Source organism: Acidiferrobacterales bacterium, from assembly GCA_028820695.1.
In the GTDB taxonomy this organism is placed as follows: Bacteria; Pseudomonadota; Gammaproteobacteria; order Arenicellales; family JAJDZL01; genus JAJDZL01.
This window is the reverse complement of the sequence record JAPPIB010000051.1, coordinates 1-17,146: the sequence shown is the minus strand read 5'-3', so window position 1 is coordinate 17,146 and position 17,146 is coordinate 1. Positions and strand designations below refer to the sequence as shown.

At 49.0% G+C, this 17,146-nt stretch carries 13 protein-coding genes; 9 read left to right on the top strand and 4 right to left on the bottom strand.

Annotated elements, in window-relative coordinates; genetic code table 11:
• The first annotated feature begins 1 nt into the window (after position 1).
• The 9 genes from OXI60_09605 to ppk2 all read left to right on the top strand — a co-directional run bounded on the left by OXI60_09605 (position 2) and on the right by ppk2 (position 11,477).
• Entirely contained in the window at positions 2 to 976 is a 975-nt protein-coding gene (locus OXI60_09605) for a 3-hydroxyacyl-CoA dehydrogenase NAD-binding domain-containing protein (GenBank protein ID MDE0310070.1), read from the top strand.
• A gap of 53 nt (positions 977 to 1,029) precedes the next feature.
• Positions 1,030 to 3,030, top strand: a complete 2,001-nt coding sequence (locus OXI60_09600; protein MDE0310069.1) for an acetate--CoA ligase family protein — start codon at positions 1,030 to 1,032, stop codon at positions 3,028 to 3,030.
• 98 nt (positions 3,031 to 3,128) lie between these two features.
• Entirely contained in the window at positions 3,129 to 3,914 is a 786-nt protein-coding gene (locus OXI60_09595) for a carnitinyl-CoA dehydratase (protein ID MDE0310068.1), read from the top strand.
• 119 nt (positions 3,915 to 4,033) lie between these two features.
• The gene (locus OXI60_09590) at positions 4,034 to 5,164 is read left to right on the top strand and encodes an FAD-dependent monooxygenase (protein MDE0310067.1); all 1,131 of its coding nucleotides are present in this window, start codon (positions 4,034 to 4,036) and stop codon (positions 5,162 to 5,164) included.
• A gap of 159 nt (positions 5,165 to 5,323) precedes the next feature.
• The gene (locus OXI60_09585; protein MDE0310066.1) at positions 5,324 to 6,814 is read left to right on the top strand and encodes a hypothetical protein; all 1,491 of its coding nucleotides are present in this window, start codon (positions 5,324 to 5,326) and stop codon (positions 6,812 to 6,814) included.
• Between the two features lie 36 nt (positions 6,815 to 6,850).
• Positions 6,851 to 7,456, top strand: coding sequence for a hypothetical protein (locus OXI60_09580; GenBank protein MDE0310065.1), 606 nt, complete (start codon positions 6,851 to 6,853; stop codon positions 7,454 to 7,456).
• Entirely contained in the window at positions 7,449 to 8,666 is a 1,218-nt protein-coding gene (locus OXI60_09575) for a hypothetical protein (GenBank protein ID MDE0310064.1), read from the top strand. The genes OXI60_09580 and OXI60_09575 overlap by 8 nt, the downstream gene beginning before the upstream one ends.
• A 174-nt stretch (positions 8,667 to 8,840) precedes the next feature.
• Positions 8,841 to 10,421: a benzoate-CoA ligase family protein gene (locus tag OXI60_09570; protein ID MDE0310063.1), complete on the top strand. Its 1,581-nt coding sequence runs from the start codon at positions 8,841 to 8,843 to the stop codon at positions 10,419 to 10,421.
• Positions 10,422 to 10,607: 186 nt separating this feature from the next.
• Positions 10,608 to 11,477, top strand: a complete 870-nt coding sequence (gene ppk2 / locus OXI60_09565; GenBank protein MDE0310062.1) for a polyphosphate kinase 2 — start codon at positions 10,608 to 10,610, stop codon at positions 11,475 to 11,477.
• A 7-nt stretch (positions 11,478 to 11,484) separates the two neighbouring features.
• Here the strand turns inward: ppk2 and OXI60_09560 are convergent, their stop codons facing one another.
• The 4 genes from OXI60_09560 to OXI60_09545 all read right to left on the bottom strand — a co-directional run bounded on the left by OXI60_09560 (position 11,485) and on the right by OXI60_09545 (position 16,931).
• Complete coding sequence (locus tag OXI60_09560) at positions 11,485 to 12,273, bottom strand: hypothetical protein (protein ID MDE0310061.1); 789 nt, start codon at positions 12,271 to 12,273, stop codon at positions 11,485 to 11,487.
• A gap of 82 nt (positions 12,274 to 12,355) precedes the next feature.
• The gene (locus OXI60_09555; GenBank protein MDE0310060.1) at positions 12,356 to 13,615 is read right to left on the bottom strand and encodes an FAD-dependent oxidoreductase; all 1,260 of its coding nucleotides are present in this window, start codon (positions 13,613 to 13,615) and stop codon (positions 12,356 to 12,358) included.
• A 43-nt stretch (positions 13,616 to 13,658) separates the two neighbouring features.
• On the bottom strand, positions 13,659 to 14,006 hold the full coding sequence (locus tag OXI60_09550) for a RidA family protein (protein ID MDE0310059.1): 348 nt from the start codon (positions 14,004 to 14,006) through the stop codon (positions 13,659 to 13,661).
• A gap of 408 nt (positions 14,007 to 14,414) precedes the next feature.
• Positions 14,415 to 16,931, bottom strand: a complete 2,517-nt coding sequence (locus OXI60_09545) for a TonB-dependent receptor (GenBank protein ID MDE0310058.1) — start codon at positions 16,929 to 16,931, stop codon at positions 14,415 to 14,417.
• Positions 16,932 to 17,146: the final 215 nt, after the last annotated feature.

Here is a 17,146-nt window from a genome sequence, read left to right as displayed (position 1 = left end):
AATGAAACCGATAAGCCAAATAGGCGTTGTCGGTGCGGGGCTGATCGGGTCGGGTTGGATATCCCGCTGCAGTGCGAGAAACATTGACGTATTGGTCTACGATCCGAGTCCAGACGGAGAACAGATGGCAAAGGCTCATGTTGACAATGCCTGGGTCGCACTTGAGAAACTCGGGTTTGGTCGGGAACGGTCTGGCTCAGTCAGTTTTTGCGATGACCTGGAGGAAGTCGCAGCAACCTGTGATTTCATTCAGGAAAGCGCGCCGGAAAACCTCGAGCTGAAAAAACAGTTGCACCAGCAAATGGATTCAGTCGCGCCGCCACAAGTCATAATCGCCTCCAGTTCATCGGGATTGCTGCCTTCTGAAATTCAGGCACAGGTTTCGCATCCTGACAGGATCCTGATCGGGCATCCCTTCAATCCTGTATACATCCTGCCGCTTGTGGAAATTGTCACAGGTGAGCATACATCGGAGCATTTCGCAAATGAGGCAGCGGATTTCTATCGCTCAATCGGCATGTATCCACTGATGGTTCGAAAGGAAATAGAGGGATATGTTTCAGATCGGATTCAGGAAGCGGTTTGGCGTGAGGCATTGCATATGATTGCCGATGGGGTTGCGTCAACAAAGGATATCGATGATGCGATCGTCTATGGACCCGGTTTGCGATGGGCGATTATGGGCGTTTGTCTTACATTTCATCTGGCAGGTGGAGATCAGGGAATGAGGCACATGCTCCATCAGTTCGGCCCTGCCTTGAAGTTGCCGTGGACACACATGGAAGCCCCTGAACTGACCGATGACCTCATTGACCGAATGGTATCCGGAACGCAGACCCAGGCCGCAGGCCGATCGATTCGGGAATTGGAACAGCTACGTGACAATTGCCTGATTGAGATTCTGGAAGTCCTGAACCGATACGAGTTTGCCGCTGGCAACACCCAATTCAAAGCCGATCCCGTCGGACCGTCTTGAGCAGTCCATTCAAAACAAGAATTCGGCGATTGCTTCACCCTGGAAATATTGCCATGATCGGTGGTGAGCAGGTTCGCCGTGCCATCATTCAGTGCGACCGGCTTGGATACAGTGGCGAAATCTGGCCCGTCAATCCGAATCGGGAACAAATTGAGTCGCGGGAATGCTTTCGTTCACTGTGCGATCTGCCGCAAACTCCCGACGCGGCATTTATCGCAGTACCCAAAGACGCAACAGTGGAAGCAGCCGAATATCTTTCGTCGATTGGTACAGGTGGTGTGGTGTGCTATGCCTCGGGGTTCGCGGAAGTCGGCAAGGATGGAGAGTTACTGCAGAAACGACTGGAAGCGGTTTCAGAAACGATGCCGTTGATTGGGCCCAATTGTTACGGGCTGCTCAACTTTCAGGATGGAGTTGCTCTTTGGCCGGACGAGCAGGGCGGAAGAAAGTGCGAGAAAGGAGTCGCGATCATCAGCCAGAGCGGTAATATTTCCATCAATCTTACGATGCAGCGACGAGGGGTGCCGATCGCCTTTCTCATCTCGACCGGAAATATGGCGGGTCTGAAGACACATGACTACATCAACATCATGCTGGACAATCCGGATGTCACAGCCATTGGGCTGTATCTTGAGAAGATTCCGGATGCCGAGGCTTTGTCTGAAGCCGCGATCGGCGCGCTCGAACACAATATTCCGATTGTAGTCTTGCAGGCAGGCTTTTCGGAAGTCGGGTCCAGCGTCACAATGACGCATTCTCATTCGATGTCCGGCGACCGAGTGCTCAGCAGTGCCTATTATGAGAAATTCGGAATGATTCAGGTACATAGCATTCCGCAGTTTCTGGAAACCCTGAAATTCCTGTCGGTTCTCGAGCCTGTTGCCGAACGTACAATTTCATCGATCAGCTGTTCAGGAGGTGAGGCCGCGTTGGTGGCTGATATCGCTGAGTCTTTCGGGTTGGAATTTCCCGAGTTCACGTCGGCCCAGGAAAGCCGGTTGAATGATGTGCTGGGCGATCGGGTAGTCATTTCGAATCCACTGGATTACCACACCTACATCTGGGGACGTCAAAGTGCGCAGAAAGCATGTTTCCAGGCTGTGTTTGAGGGTGGTCAGGCCACGAACATCAAGGTGTTCGACTATCCCGCACCAGGCATATGCGATACTACCGAGTGGGACTTCGCAGTCGAGGCGATCATCGATGCCAAGCGACAGACCAATGCCCGTGTCGCAGTAGTTGCAACACTGCACGAGAATTTTTCCGAGAATGTCCAGCAAAAGCTGATTGAAAACGGCATCGCACCGATGCTTGGCATGTACGAATGCATGCAGGTGATATCGGATTGCGCCGGATTCGCATCGGTTCGGGAAAGACTGCGGTCACTGAGGCCGCTGACGCGCGCCAACCATGGCCACTCAGTCCTGCTCAATGAGCATGAGGCCAAACAGCTTTTGCAGAATTTCGGGGTAAGGACAGTGAGGGGCCAGCTTGCATCCGACTTCAGTGAAGCCATTTGTGTTACCCGCAGCCTTTCCTACCCGGTTGTTGCCAAGGTATGTTCTTCACAAATCGTGCACAAGACAGAAGTCGATGGTGTGATCGTAAACATCCAATCTGACGAGAGTCTGAATGATGCGGTGGTATCACTGTCTCGTGTCAGCAGGCAGATTCTTATTGAGGAGATGGCTTCCCAGCCTGCATTGGAACTTCTGGTGGGTATACGCAATGACGAACACTTTGGCCGAATCATGATCATCGGCCAGGGAGGGAAACTGACAGAACTCATTGGCGACATGGCGATATTATTTTTCCCGGTACAACCCGAAGATATCAGGCAGGCGTTAACTCAACTGAAGATAGGAGGCCTGTTTTCGGAATTTCGAGATGAATGTCTCAATCTCGACAAGACTGTAGCGACGTTGGTACGGATAGCTGATCTTGTCACTGATGATGCCAATCGAATAAGTGAGCTTGAAATCAATCCGTTGTTTGTGTACAGCAGGAATCAGGAAGCGATCGTAGTCGATGCCGTGATTCGAAGATTTGAGTGAGTTGGACAGAATTTATGAGAGCATGGTGCAATCATTCGCACTGGTATTATCCAAGACTTGATTGGTCTTTGGTTTTGTAATGAGGAGTTGGTTTGGGAATGAGTGAGAGAGTATTGACCATAAAGAATGGTCCAATCTTGGAGGTTACGATCAATCGGCCCAAGGCGAATGCGATTGATCTTGAAACCAGTCGCACAATGGGTGAGATTCTGGTTGGTTTCCGAGATGACCCGGAATTGAGAGTTGCGATCATCACGGGTGCTGGAGAGAAGTTCTTTTCGGCCGGTTGGGACCTTAAGGAAGTCGCAGCGGGCAATGCGGGGTTTGATGATGACTATGGTCCCGGTGGGTTTGCCGGAATAACAGAACTGCACGATCTTGACAAGCCTGTGATCAGTGCTGTCAATGGTTACGCGGTGGGTGGTGGTTTTGAGATTGCATTGTCGTCGGACATGATTGTAGCGGCGGAGCACGCCGAGTTCTTTCTTCCTGAAATCAAGGTCGGTGTTGTGGCGGACGCTGCCTCATTCCGCTTGCCCAGACAGATTCCACGTGCGATCGCGGTGGAAATGCTATTGACGGGAAGACGGATGTCTGCGGCAGAGGCAATGAAGTGGGGTCTCGTCAATCGGGTTGTCCCTCAGGATCAGCTGATGCAATCTGCGCGTGAGCTTGCGACCGTCATTGCCGAAGGTGCGCCGCTGGTGGTTGCGGCCGTTAAGGAGATACTTCGTAAAACCGAGGACGTTGGTATTGAGGAGTGCTACCGGATGCTGCATGAAGGTGAATTTGAAGGTTATCAGAAAATGATGGCGTCGGAGGATGCCGCAGAGGGGCCAAAGTCGTTTGCCGAAAAGCGTGATGCGAATTGGAAAGGGGAGTGACTGAGGTGACAGCGCGACGCCAGCGCTTGCGCTCCGATAATCGATTGATCGAACCATTCGACAACCTGATTCACCACCTTTTGATACTCGCAATCAGCCAATACTGATATTCCCGGGCAATGACGGTCGATCTTCGCAGTGTCGATATTGTGGGAGCCGGACCGGCAGGACTCTATTCGGCAATTGTTCTTCGCAGAGCTTTTCCACAGCGGGCGGTGCGTGTGACAGAGCGGAATCAGGAAGGGGCAACCTTCGGATTTGGGGTTGTATTTTCGGACAGGGCATTGGACTTCATGAAAAATGGCGACCCTGAGGTCCATAGTCTGATTGTTCCTGAAATGGAGAACTGGCAGAACTTGACGCTCAACTTGCCTCAGCAGCGAATAACGCTTGATGGAATGGGGTTCACGTCGATTGGCAGGTTGCGGCTGCTTGAAATCCTGAGCGCACATGCATTGGCATTGGGTGCCGAGATTCGTTACGGCAGGGCGGTCAAGTCACCGGACGAACTTGATGGTGACCTGATCATAGGCGCGGACGGCCTGAATTCGATGATCAGACAAGCGGATCATGAAGTCTATCGACCGCAGATCAAATATGCAGGCAACTACTTTGCCTGGTTTGGAACTGAAGTGCGCTTCGAGACGTTGACCCAGACGTTTATCGAGAGCGAACATGGTCCATTGAACGCCCATCACTACCGGTACGAAGAGTCCAAGAGCACTTTCATTGTCGAATGTGGTGCGCACACCTATGAGTCTTTCGGATTTGACAGGATTGGTGAAGCTGAGAGTGCTCGGATCTGTTCCGGGCTTTTCGCACACGTTCTTGGAGGCGCTTCGTTGGTGACCAACAATTCTGTCTGGCGTCGGTTTCCCAAACTTTGGTGTGACAATTGGTATTCATCCAATCGTGTCCTGATCGGAGACGCCGCTCATACGGCGCACTTTTCAATCGGTTCTGGGACCCGTCTCGCTATGGAAGATGCGATCGCACTTGGCCGGATGCTTGATTCAAATGAGACGATTGAGAGTGCTTTGGCAGCGTACGACCGAAGTCGGCGGGCGATAGTAAGGAAAATAGTCATGGCGGCTGACGCTTCGGCGCATTGGTATGATCGATTTGGTGAGAATATGTCGCTGCCGCCCAAACAGTTTGCGCTGGACTATCTGATGCGTTCCGGTCGCATGAGCAAAGAGCGGTTGCGTACCATTGCGCCTGAATTCATGAAATACTTCGAGTCAGGATGAATGTCTTGCATCAGGATCATTCGAGATATCAGATCTGAAACAAACATAAACTCAACTCATTGAAACCAAGGTATATTGTTCCAATTTACTGGAGGTAAGCGTCGATGCACAGCATTGACCCTGACAATTCCATCGATTAGCAGTAGGAGAAAGATTACCGTGAAAGAAACATATTATTGGGTTCCTTGGTTCAAGGCATTATCAAAGCGAATTGCGGAAATTGAAGATGGCGACCGTAAGGAATTTATAGATTTAGTGAAACGTGTTGAATGGAATGACGGAGGGAAAACAGTCAATATCGTTGAGGAGCACAAAGAATATTTTGACCCCCTTAGTTTTATTTATAGGGTTGCGAGCAAGAATAGAGAAACAAGTAGGGAGAAAATTCTTGACAGCATAAGTGAAGTCTTTGGGTTAAGAGAATCGGTAGAAGCAGACAAATTGGATTTTTTCGTACGTCACAAACTAGTTTTCCCAACGCCCACACCTAAAAATCTTAATTTTTGGCATGATAAGCAGCCTCGCAATCCAGATGTGCTGTGGACGTTGCTGAAATGTGCTGTGAACGGCTTCAGCAATATTAATTCGACGGATTTTTCAGAGGCATTAATTGTTGCCGGCATTGGAGTAACCAAACTTACCCAAGTCCTTACTTTGATAAATGCTACTGATTTTTTGTCGATGGATAAAGCGTTGTTATCACTGAAACTCGAAACCTTCGAAAGGGTACCCAACACAGACAACGCACAATATTTCACACTGGAAGTGTACAAAGAAAACTTGAAATTGATTCGAAGCATTTTTCCTGGCTGCGAACTGTACGAAATCGGTTTATTGGCATACACGCTGAAAGATGATGAATTTAGAAAAAATTTACGGAAACATTTTCAGATTACTACCAATAAACAGCACGATGGTATTGATCGTTGGGAGACTTTTTCTGAAGATAACTGTGTATTTACGGAACACGATTATCCTCAACTCCAGAATGCGAGCAATGGCAGCATAGTAATTGCCGGAAGTAGAAAATCAGATTTACATGGTATTGGGGTCATTTCTAATAACGAATACATAGAAGAAAGAGGTTGGGATAAAAACCGGAAAATCGACGTGATTTGGGTAAATAAATTTCACGCTAATTTGGATCAACGTTTCGAATTTAAACAGGGTTTTTCCCAGCTGGAGGGCCTAAACGAAATTAAATCGGTAGAACAATACCGTCAAACGTTAGAACATTTAGCAAGCATATGCCCTCCGCCTGTAGTTATTTTGAAGCCTGTAGTTATTTTGAATCCCCACTTCCCCAGCAATCAGATTCTCTATGGACCACCAGGGACAGGCAAGACATGGCACTCTATCAACTATGCCTTGGCAATCGTCGATAAGAAAAAAACAGATGAGGTTACGGACGACGATCGCACCAGATTCAAGGACCTACTATTCGACCCAAAAGAAAAATCCGGTCAAATCGCCTTTACAACGTTCCATCAAAACTACGCTTACGAAGACTTTGTCGAAGGAATACGTCCAAACGTTTTTGGTGATCAAGTCGGTTATGAGATACGTGACGGTATATTCAAAAACATTGCAGAAGTTGCGATTGCCGAGAAGGAGAAGAATTACGTACTCATTATTGACGAAATCAATTGAGGAAACATTGCCAAAATTTTCGGCGAATTAATTACTTTGATTGAAGGTTCTAAGAGGTTGGAGGAGTCAGACCAACAGATAGCGATCTTACCCTATTCACAAAAACCATTTGGTGTGCCATCTAATCTCTATATCATCGGCACGATGAATACTGCTGATCGGTCGATACAAATTCTTGACACCGCCCTTCGTAGAAGATTTTCATTTAAGGAAATGATGCCCAATCCATCTCACTCTGAAATCCCAACGAGCATTGAAGGAGTGAATTGTCAGGAGTTGCTGAGGAGCATGAATCGACGAATTTTTATGCTATTGGATCGTGAACGGCAAATTGGTCATACCTATTTTTTTGGCGTAAAAGATATTGACGGTCTGGCTGATAGATTTCAAAATCGAATATTGCCCTTGTTACAAGAATACTTCTATGACGACTGGGAAAAAATCAGAGCGATTCTAGGTAATAATTCGTTCGTTAAGGTTAAGGGACTGTCTCTCGTCGACAATAATCTTGACTCCTTTCTTACAGGAGAAGAAAAATATTTTGAACGTTTGGGCGTGAACGAACAAGCATGGAAGAATGCTGAGCAGTACAAACAAATTTATGAAAATACGAATGACGCAAGTCCGATAGACAATGGCTGATCCCATAATCCTCAGAGAGTATGACCGCCTGGCAATGTCTTCGGAATTTAGCCAAGACGACATTGCCGATTTAAGAAACCAGGACAGCCGAGTGTTTTCGTTTTCGAACGGTAATCTTGTTGCGCAAAATTATGTTGGGATTTTTACCACGAAAAGCCGTAGGGTCATTGAAATTCTTCCGAAAATCGACTTTTCGAGCGATTCAGATAAGGCCGACAAAAAAACTCGGGAAATATTCTTGTCAATGTTGCGACACTGGCGGCGCAAAGGGTTTCAAGAGCTGTCAAGTAGCCAGATTCGGACGCTGCGCAACTTTCCATTGCTGGAAGCTTTCATATTCCTGTTCTTGTCCAATGTTCGTGATTTGATTCGTAGCGGCCTTGCCAGACGATATATCGAAGTTGAAGAAAACTTACCCTATCTACGCGGTCGATTGGATTTTACAGGACAAATTCGAGAAAACCTGATCGATCAATCGAATTTTTACGTTAGACATGACGAATTCAGCGAAAACCGACCGGCCAATCGGTTGATACACAAAACTCTCAAACTGCTTAGAAGTCAAGTGACAGATTCAGATAATCGCCAATTGCTGCAGCAAGTCACAAATCCATTTTCTGATATTCCTGCCTCAACCAATATACATGCTGACTGGAATAGTCATCATGTAGACCGTACCATGCAACACTACAAAGGAGTGATGAATTGGATAATTTTGTTCTTGTTTGACGAACGTTTAGCTACATTTGCAGGCAGTCACGAGAACGTATCCTTGCTATTTCCGATGGAGGAAGTTTTCGAGGATTTTGTCATTCACAGTTTCAGGCGATATCAGAACAAATATGATGTTCATTCACAAGGTCCGCGCAAGCCTCTCGCGTCAAAAGACGGTGATGAAGGTTTTTACATGAAGCCAGATATTTCTTTAAAACAGGGAAACTCTGTTCGGTTCATATTGGACGCAAAATGGAAACGTGTTGGTCAAACCAACGACTTGAAATATGGTATTTCGCAATCTGATATGTATCAGTTGTTCGCCTACGGCAAGAACTACGATTGCAAGACCGTAGCATTGATTTATCCAAAATCTGACCAGTATGAACAGTCACGCCGGTTCGAGTTTATGGTAGGAGACATGAGTTTGCTTTGCTTCCTCTTTGATGTCACAGACCCTGAAGGAAGTGTCAATTCCTTTATCAATAGTCTTTGAAATTCGAAATTTCAATTCGTAACCTCGATTTAAATCCAAGTTGCAATACTATGGGGTGAGTGTTGACCTGCGGCGTTGGCCGTGACTGGTTTGAACATTTTCTCGAAAAGCAGTTTCTTGGCAATATGTTGCATCACAGACGGATACGATTTGAACAGACCATTTGAAATCAAAATGAGCGATCCGGTCGCGGATGATGTGCCTGGTACTCGGGAGATTGGCTTCGTTCGGTCAGAGCATGCAAACTGTTCATCGATTCTATGGGACAATCTGGAGCGAAATCCCGACAAACTTGCAGTAATCAGTTCCAGCAGCAATCTGACTTATCGCGAACTGACCGCCGTAGCTTCGATGTGGGGAAATGCATTCAAGGCGGCGGGACTTGTGCGACAGGATCGAATTGCGTGCCTGTTGGACGACACACCCGTCTATCCAGCTGTATTTTTCGGCGCAGTCCGTGCCGGTTTTGTGCCGGTACTGCTCAATACGCAAACCAAACCCGATGTACTGAACTACTATCTGAGGGACAGTGAGGCCAGACTCGTCGTCACCGAGGCGTCGTTGTCCGACCAATTCACCAAGCAGACGCTGGACGGCACGTGTGTTGAAAAGATCATTGCGGTTGATGAGTACGGCGATGGCAGTGCAGGGCTGAAAGAGTTTTTGAAAGACCAGCCGACACGGTTGAACTGTGCCGATACCGAACCTGACGAGATGGCCTTTTGGATGTATTCGTCTGGCACCACGGGCCAGCCCAAAGGCATTGTCCACCTGCACCACGATATGGCGTATACCCACCAGTCGTTCGGATTGAATGTGTTGAAGCTGTCACATGACGACATTTGCTTCTCAGTTCCGAAGATTTTCTTCGCCTATGGGTTTGGAAATTCCCTGACATTTCCCTTTTCAGTCGGTGCAACAGCCTTGTTGGCATCCGGCAGGCCAAGATCCGACGCGGTCCTGGACACGATCGAAAAGTTTCGGCCGACTGTGTTCTTCGGTCTGCCCACTCTCTACAATCTGTTATGCCGGGATGAATCAATCGGCTCCAGGAATCTCACTTCAATTCGGCAGTCGATATCCGCAGCGGAAACGCTTTCTGAAGAAATCTACAACACTTGGCAAGAGTTGACAGGACATGGAATTACGGAAGGATTGGGCTCGACAGAATTGCTGCACATCTATCTTTCCAATCGACATGACGATCACAGAACCGGTGCAGCCGGCGCCAGAGTTGCAGGTTACGAGATCAGACTGGTGTCGCCAGAAGGCGATAACGTGGGAGCAGGAGAGGAGGGGATCATGCTGGTGCGCGGTCATTCGTCCACTCCCGGGTATTGGCGTCAGCCCGAAAAGACGGCTGAGACAGTTCGAGGTGAGTGGATCTATACAGGCGATCGCTTTCTGCAAAGGGATGGTTATTACTACTTTCAGGGTCGGGCCGACGACCTGGTCAAGATTTCGGGGCAGTGGGTATGGCCACTGGAGGTTGAGCGTTGCCTGAATGACCATCCAGATGTGCACGAATCAGCAGTCATGGCACAGGAATTGTCGGATAAACGCATGACCCTGCGAGCTGTCATCTGCCTGAAGGACGGAGTTTGCGCTGACGATGACCAGACAAGGTTACTGCAGGACCACGTTCGTAATCATCTGATGCCATTCAAGTATCCACGCGTAGTCGAATATCGAAAAGAACTGCCGAAAACCGGTACCGGAAAAATTGACCGTCAGGCACTGTTAGAGGAATGCTGAGCAATGACGCGTTCAACCTGAAGTCGCAAATGATTTGAAAAAGCGTTATAGCCTTTTGATTTAATGCCAAAAATTTGGTATAAGTATGGAAGTCCGAGTTCTCATCCCAGCATGGACTTTATCTGTAAGACTGACTGTGAGCTGTGATTTGACTTGAATTCGCGAGTATTGGACTGGTCTCAAGAAATGAAATTGGTAGAAAACACGATTGCCCCGAAAAGTTCTTTTGATGTAGAGCCGTATCCTTATGAGCAGAAACTGACTCGAAGGGAGTATGAGGACGTAAAATCCGAATTGCAGGTTGAACTCGTCAAGGCTCAGAACTGGATCAAGAACGACAAGAAGAAGATTGTCATTCTGTTTGAGGGACGGGATGCTGCCGGCAAGGGCGGAACAATTAAGCGATTCATGGAACACCTCAATCCACGAATTGCCAGAGTTGTGGCTTTACCCAAGCCCGGTGAGAAAGAACGTGGTCAGTGGTTCTTCCAAAGATATATCCGCCATCTGCCAACCGCCGGTGAGATGGTGATGTTTGATCGGTCCTGGTACAACAGAGCCGGAGTCGAACGGGTGATGAATTTCTGCAGCCGACTTGAATACCTGGAGTTTATGCGACAGGCGCCGGCACTGGAAAGAATGCTAGTCGATAGTGGCATTCATCTTTTCAAATACTGGTTTTCGGTGAGTCGGGAAGAGCAGCGCCGTCGATTTGATGCACGCAGGAACAGTCCGCTGAAACGCTGGAAACTAAGTCCGATTGACAACGATTCCCTTAACCTGTGGGCGGAATACACAGAAGCGAAAGAGACAATGTTCTTTTATACCGATACCAGGGATGCACCGTGGACGGTAGTCCGATCAGATGACAAGAGAAGGGCAAGGCTTAACTGTATGAGGCATTTCCTTTCCAGTTTCGACTATCCTGATAAAAATACGGAGATTGTCGTGCCCCCCGATTCCAGGATAGTCGGTCTGGCACGCGATATTTTCGTTACCCAGCCGTCGTCGATCGAGACAATTGCGCCGGACGAGACTTCATCTCATCCCGAATGAGAAATATTCAGACGTTATAAAGGCGACCGAACTGCGGCAGCCTGTCGTGAACCCCGGCAAGTCTCAGGCAATGCCATGCCATGGCGTGATTGCTTGACGTTGCAGGTTTTCCAATCGCCTGCTCAATCGCGTTGACTACGGGTGCTATCCGTAGGTTGGTGCAGGACACAAAAACCAGGTCCACGTCATCGATCTGTCCGAGTTCGATGGCCGCATCACGGATTGAGTCTGTCGAGATTCTTGCGGTCTTGTTGTCATCCTCTTCATTGAAGGAGCCGAATGCCACCACATTGAAACCATTGTCTTCAATGTAGGCGGCAACCGCGTCATTCACGTCTTCTCGATAAGGTGTCAGTACAGCAAGATTTTTCGCATTCAGTGCCGAAAACGCGGCAAAGGCGGCAGTGATTGGTGTGGTACATCTGACATCCGGGCGTTTTTCCCGAATTCGCTCGAACACGCGCTCTTCTCCGATCACCATCGAAGCCGAAGTGCACCCATAGGCGATTACATCCAGCGGCACATCTTTCAGAATCACTTCCGTACACTCGGGTATACGGTGTTCCATGTCAGCCAGCGTTTCAGGTGTGATTGTGGCTGAATTACGAATTCGACTTTCGTAGAAAGCGACACCATCGATGTCGAGAAACTCTCGAAATTCGTGCTCAATCGTCTGGTCGGTACCCAGCACTATGACACCGATCGCCGCTCGTTCAGCAATTCCACCGTCGAGTTCAAATGGAATATGGTTGCGAATGATCCTTGATGTCTGATTGATCTTCAATGCTGCTTCCATCTTTTTGTCCTGCTTGTGTGTTTGTACGCTGTTACCTAAATTCTACCTGATGTCCCAGACTATGTCATCTATTGATGCTTGGTCAAGGCACACTACGATTCGGACGAAAAACTTCAGCGTCGATTTCCGGTTTCTCTCCCATGATCAGATCAGCGGCAATCTTGGCGGAACCGCATGACATAGTCCAACCCATATGCCCCTGACCTGAATTGACGAACAGGTTGGGGAACTTTGCATAACCGATATATGGCGTACCCTGCGGTGTCATTGGTCGGAAACAGGTACGAAAGATGGGCTTGTCATAGATTGCCGCATGAGGAAGCAGTTCCTGTACGGCATTCATCATCGGTGCGAAGTCTTTGGGTTTGTGTGTGAGATCGTAGCCGGCAAACTCCGCTGTTGCTGTCGCCCTGACCGATTGGCCGATCGGAGAACAAGCGACCAGATTGTCCTCGTCGACTGTTCCGATTGACAGGTTGGTTTGTTGCTGATTCGCCGGCAAGGTCAGTGAGTAGCCTTTCACCGGGTAGATCGGCAGGTTGATTCCAATCGGCTTCAGAACTGTCGGTGTGTACGCACCAAGACAGACAACGAAAAGGTCGGCTTCAATCTCGCCATTTGACGTCATCACACTTTGCGCCCGCTTCGACTCGGTGATAATCGACTTTACCTTTGTATCAAAGAGAAATTCAACACCTTTCAACTCACATATGCGCGCCAGTTTCCGGCAGAATATCTGGGAATTTCCGGTTTCACAGGTCGGACTGTAGATCGCGCCGGCAATTCGGTTACAGGCGTGTTCGAATGCGGGTTCCAGGTCAATGACTTCATCGGTGCCCAAAACCTCCAGCTGCTGGCCGTTGTCTTGAAGAATTTTGGAATGCTCCACGCCGGCACGAAAGGAGGCATCGCGTCGATAAACATACAACAGCCCTTTTGCAATCCTCTCATAATCGATATCGTTCTCACGGTTGATAGTTCCCAGTCTCTTCTGTGAGTAAACACAAAGATTATGTTTCTGAATTGTGTTTCGAATTGCGTCCGCATTGTTGCATTGTTTGAGAAACAGTGCAGTCCATCGCCAGAATTGCATATCGAATCGAAATCTGAGTCGAAACGCCTGATCGTTTCGGAAGATCGACTTGAGCAGAATCGCGGGTACTTTGGGAGACGCCCAGGCAAAAGCGTGTCCAGGTGCGATCATCGCGGCATTGACGCCGCTGGCTTCTGAAGCAGGTTCAGGACTTGAGTCGACAACCGTGATCTGAAAATCTTGGTTACGTGACAGTTCGTAGGCGGTTGTGATGCCGATAACACCGGCACCCAGGATCACAATCCGCATAACTCAAGTTTCCTCAAATGATCAGACCGACTGGGTACCTCAATTATTTTGCCGCTACGATACCGATTTCCACATTGAATTGTGGTGCTGCCAATGCAGATTCGACACAGGCCCTGGCTGGCGCATTGCCTGGCGAGACCCAAGCGTCCCAGATTGAGTTCATTTCGTCAAAGTCACCGATATCGGTAAGCCATATGGTTGCCGAAAGCAGTTTTGACTTGTCAGTTCCCGCCTGAGATAGGAGGTTGTCAATACGTCCCAATATATCTTTCGTCTGGTCGGCAACACTTGCACCGGGTGCGGCGAGTGCAACCTGTCCTGCCAGATAGACTGTATCGCCATGGATGACAATCTGGCTCATTCGCTGACCTGTCTCAATTCTTTCAATCATGGTTTTGCTCCTTTTGAAGTTGGTGTCTGGTGGAGATTGCCCGTTGTGCCAGCTAAAATAATTTTAATTTCCGGCATCTACGGGTGGAAAAGTATATACGGAAACGAGATTGCTCAATTCGACCGGAATTCGGAGCTTGCAAGCTGGCATTCCGGCAGTCAGCACCATAGTGTCTCGAGACCTCATGACGACAAGCGCAACCAAAATAGGCTTAATGTTATTGGTTGGCATGCTAAGGTTCAATGAGCTTGTCTTCCCGAAATGCCCACTTCGTAAAGCCAGGTGAAGATCACAACCTGCAGTGACGCGAGATTATGCAGTCCACCGCAATGAAATGGGTAGCGATCGCCACAAACAGGCTGCGTCAGCCCGCGAGGTCAAAATAAACGATCAGCAAACCTCCATACGTCAGAAGCGCATGTTGAGAGTCAGAAAGTAGGTGCGACCCCAGCCGGCAGCGCGCGGTCCGTCAGTCGAAGTTGGATTAGCAGTGTTGACTGAAAGTTTTGCATCAGTGACGTTATATATGCCTGCGGTCAATCGCAAGTCTTCATGCCCGAGTGGATTTTTCCAGTCAAACGTCAGATCGTGGCCGATCCAAGATTTGAATCGTCCATCGCCCCATGTATTTCCGATCTCGTCGCGGTAATTCAATGCCCAGTACGCAGTGAGATTACCACGACCGACTGCACTCACAACACGCACAGCGTTACGCGGGAGCGGATACTTTCGTTTCACGCCTGCAACTTCCCGCTCGCTGCTGGCGACATATCGCCAGAATCCACGCATTCCGACAAAGCCCCAATCAGTATCCACAGTTGTACCAAACCGGGTATTGAGTCCGACAATGTCTGTTTTGGTGTTATTTGCAAAACTGTCTTTAATGGTGACATTGCCCTCCTTCAGGCCTTCAATACACCTAGTTTCAGGGACGCCGTCGCCACATTTGTCGTAATTACGCACTGCCCAACTTGCATAATTTGTCCCGGGTAAATTTGAAGTGGTGAGTCGGTACCAGTCGGCAATGAAATAGGACGGTCCTTTGATAATCCCAAAACCGACCGAACGCCTCTCGGATCTTGAAGGTTTGAGGTTGGGATTACCCTTCAACTCTCTTTTTACCTGCACCGGATTGATGGTGTTGCAGCTACGCACCGGCGGCTCGTCTGCCGGGAGACAACTGACATAAGGATGGGTCAGTAACTTGGTGCTGTGAAGATGGTACATGCTGGGCGCACCGTCACCTCGACTGACTGAGGCTCTGAGCGATACGACTTCGCTGTGGTAGTACTCGGTTCCAAATCGCCAAGCGCGCCGTTTGCCGATGTCAGTGGAGTCGTCCAACCGCGCCGCCGCTCGTATAGTTACCGAGTCGGTAACAGGAATAGAAGCCTCGGAGAAAGCGACTTTCGTGCTGCGCTTTCCAGCATAACTCGTGCCACCCGAACCAAGCACTTCGGTCACGTCGTCGATAATCTCGCCGTTGTCCTTTATGAACCGCAGTTGCAGGGAGGAGTCAACCTTGGAAAACTGAATACCCGCTGTCCATGCTATGTCGCGTCCCCCGATTCCCGGTATGGTACCGTCAAACGCGAAACGCGCGTCTTGGTATTTTGACACAGCTCTTTCGTCCTCCTGCAGGCTGCTCGCCTTGACTGCAGCCCGATGGCTCGGCATGGTCGAGAGCGGGTTGACCACGTCATAACGTCCATCCGTGACCTCGGCAACTATGTCAGGGATGGATACGAAGGTATTGCCATCTATATCGCTGATGCCGCGATACACGTTGAACTTGGCGTCAAATGCAATATTGGGGGCGATTCGATGATTGATACCGGCAGATATGTCGTATTCGTCTCTATCTGTTATCCAGTCTCGGTTGCCGTGGCCTGTAAATCGATGTGAAAGGGCAATGGGTGTATTTTCGTCCACGGGGCCTTGGTCTAATTCCGGTGGGTCGTCTGGGTCGCAACCTAGATTGCCGCCTAAGTTGCAATTTATACTGTTAACCAGTTTTTTAGGAATATTTTCGTAAAGGACGAACGTGCCAACCGATGGGGCGTAGCGAAACTTGCGTTTGCCCTGCGTGAAATTGGCGTACATCTCAAATTCAGTGTGCTCTCCAATTGGATTGCTGAGATTTATAATCGCATTTTTTTGTTCGTAACTTGGCGTGTCCCACCAGAATTTGCCGTAGGCGAATCCGCAACCTTTGTCGCCGGTAGTGATCCCCGGAGGGTTGCTGAGTTCGCCAGTGTAACCGTGAGCCTTGTCGCAGCCACCGACCGGACTAGACCTTAACCCATTATCGAAGAAATAGGCAGTGTTGCCGCCCACGCTGACATTTTTCGATCCTGCAAAACCCCCTTCTGAAGTCCACTCCGAACGGCTATGGTCGCGCGTACTGCCTTCAATCTCACTGCGATCAAAGATATCGATACCGACGGTTATATACCCACCCGCATCAAGTTTTTCTCCCCATACTACGCTCCCTTGCCCGGATTCACCACCATCTCGACTTGGTTTGCGAACGACGGCCCGAACATCGAACCCTTCCAGATCGTCTCTAAGGACAAGGTTGAAAGCGCCTCGTACCGCCGCCGAGCCGCCAATCGTTCCTAGACTTTCCGCCCTGATCACCTCGATTCGCTCAACAGCTGAAAGCACGATGGCGTCCAGATTGCTGGCGGTCGTTCCGTATGGCTGACCGTTCACCATGACGAGCAGATTGCGCCCGCCGGTAAAAAAGTAACGAAGGATGCCGGTATCAAGCATCTCCCCGAAAGTCTGTGCGCCAGACCGCTCAATGAAACTACGATCGTATTTAGCAATTATCTGCGGTACCGGCCCCAGCGACCCTGCCTGGCCATGCATCCCGCAAAACAGTATGACTGTCGCTGCGATCGCAGCAAATGACCTTTTCATCCTATACCCCTATCATTCCATTTGATAATTGAGTCATTAGAACCGGTGCTTTGCTTCAACAGCGCTCAATGCACTCATTCAATCCTGTTTTCGCAGACGCGAAATCACAATAAGTGATCGTCATGGTGAAACAAACCGATTTTATAGTCCATAACAGTATAAACCCTGAAATCGCGTTAGAGCATTATTTTCGCATCAACAGCCCGATTCTGGCG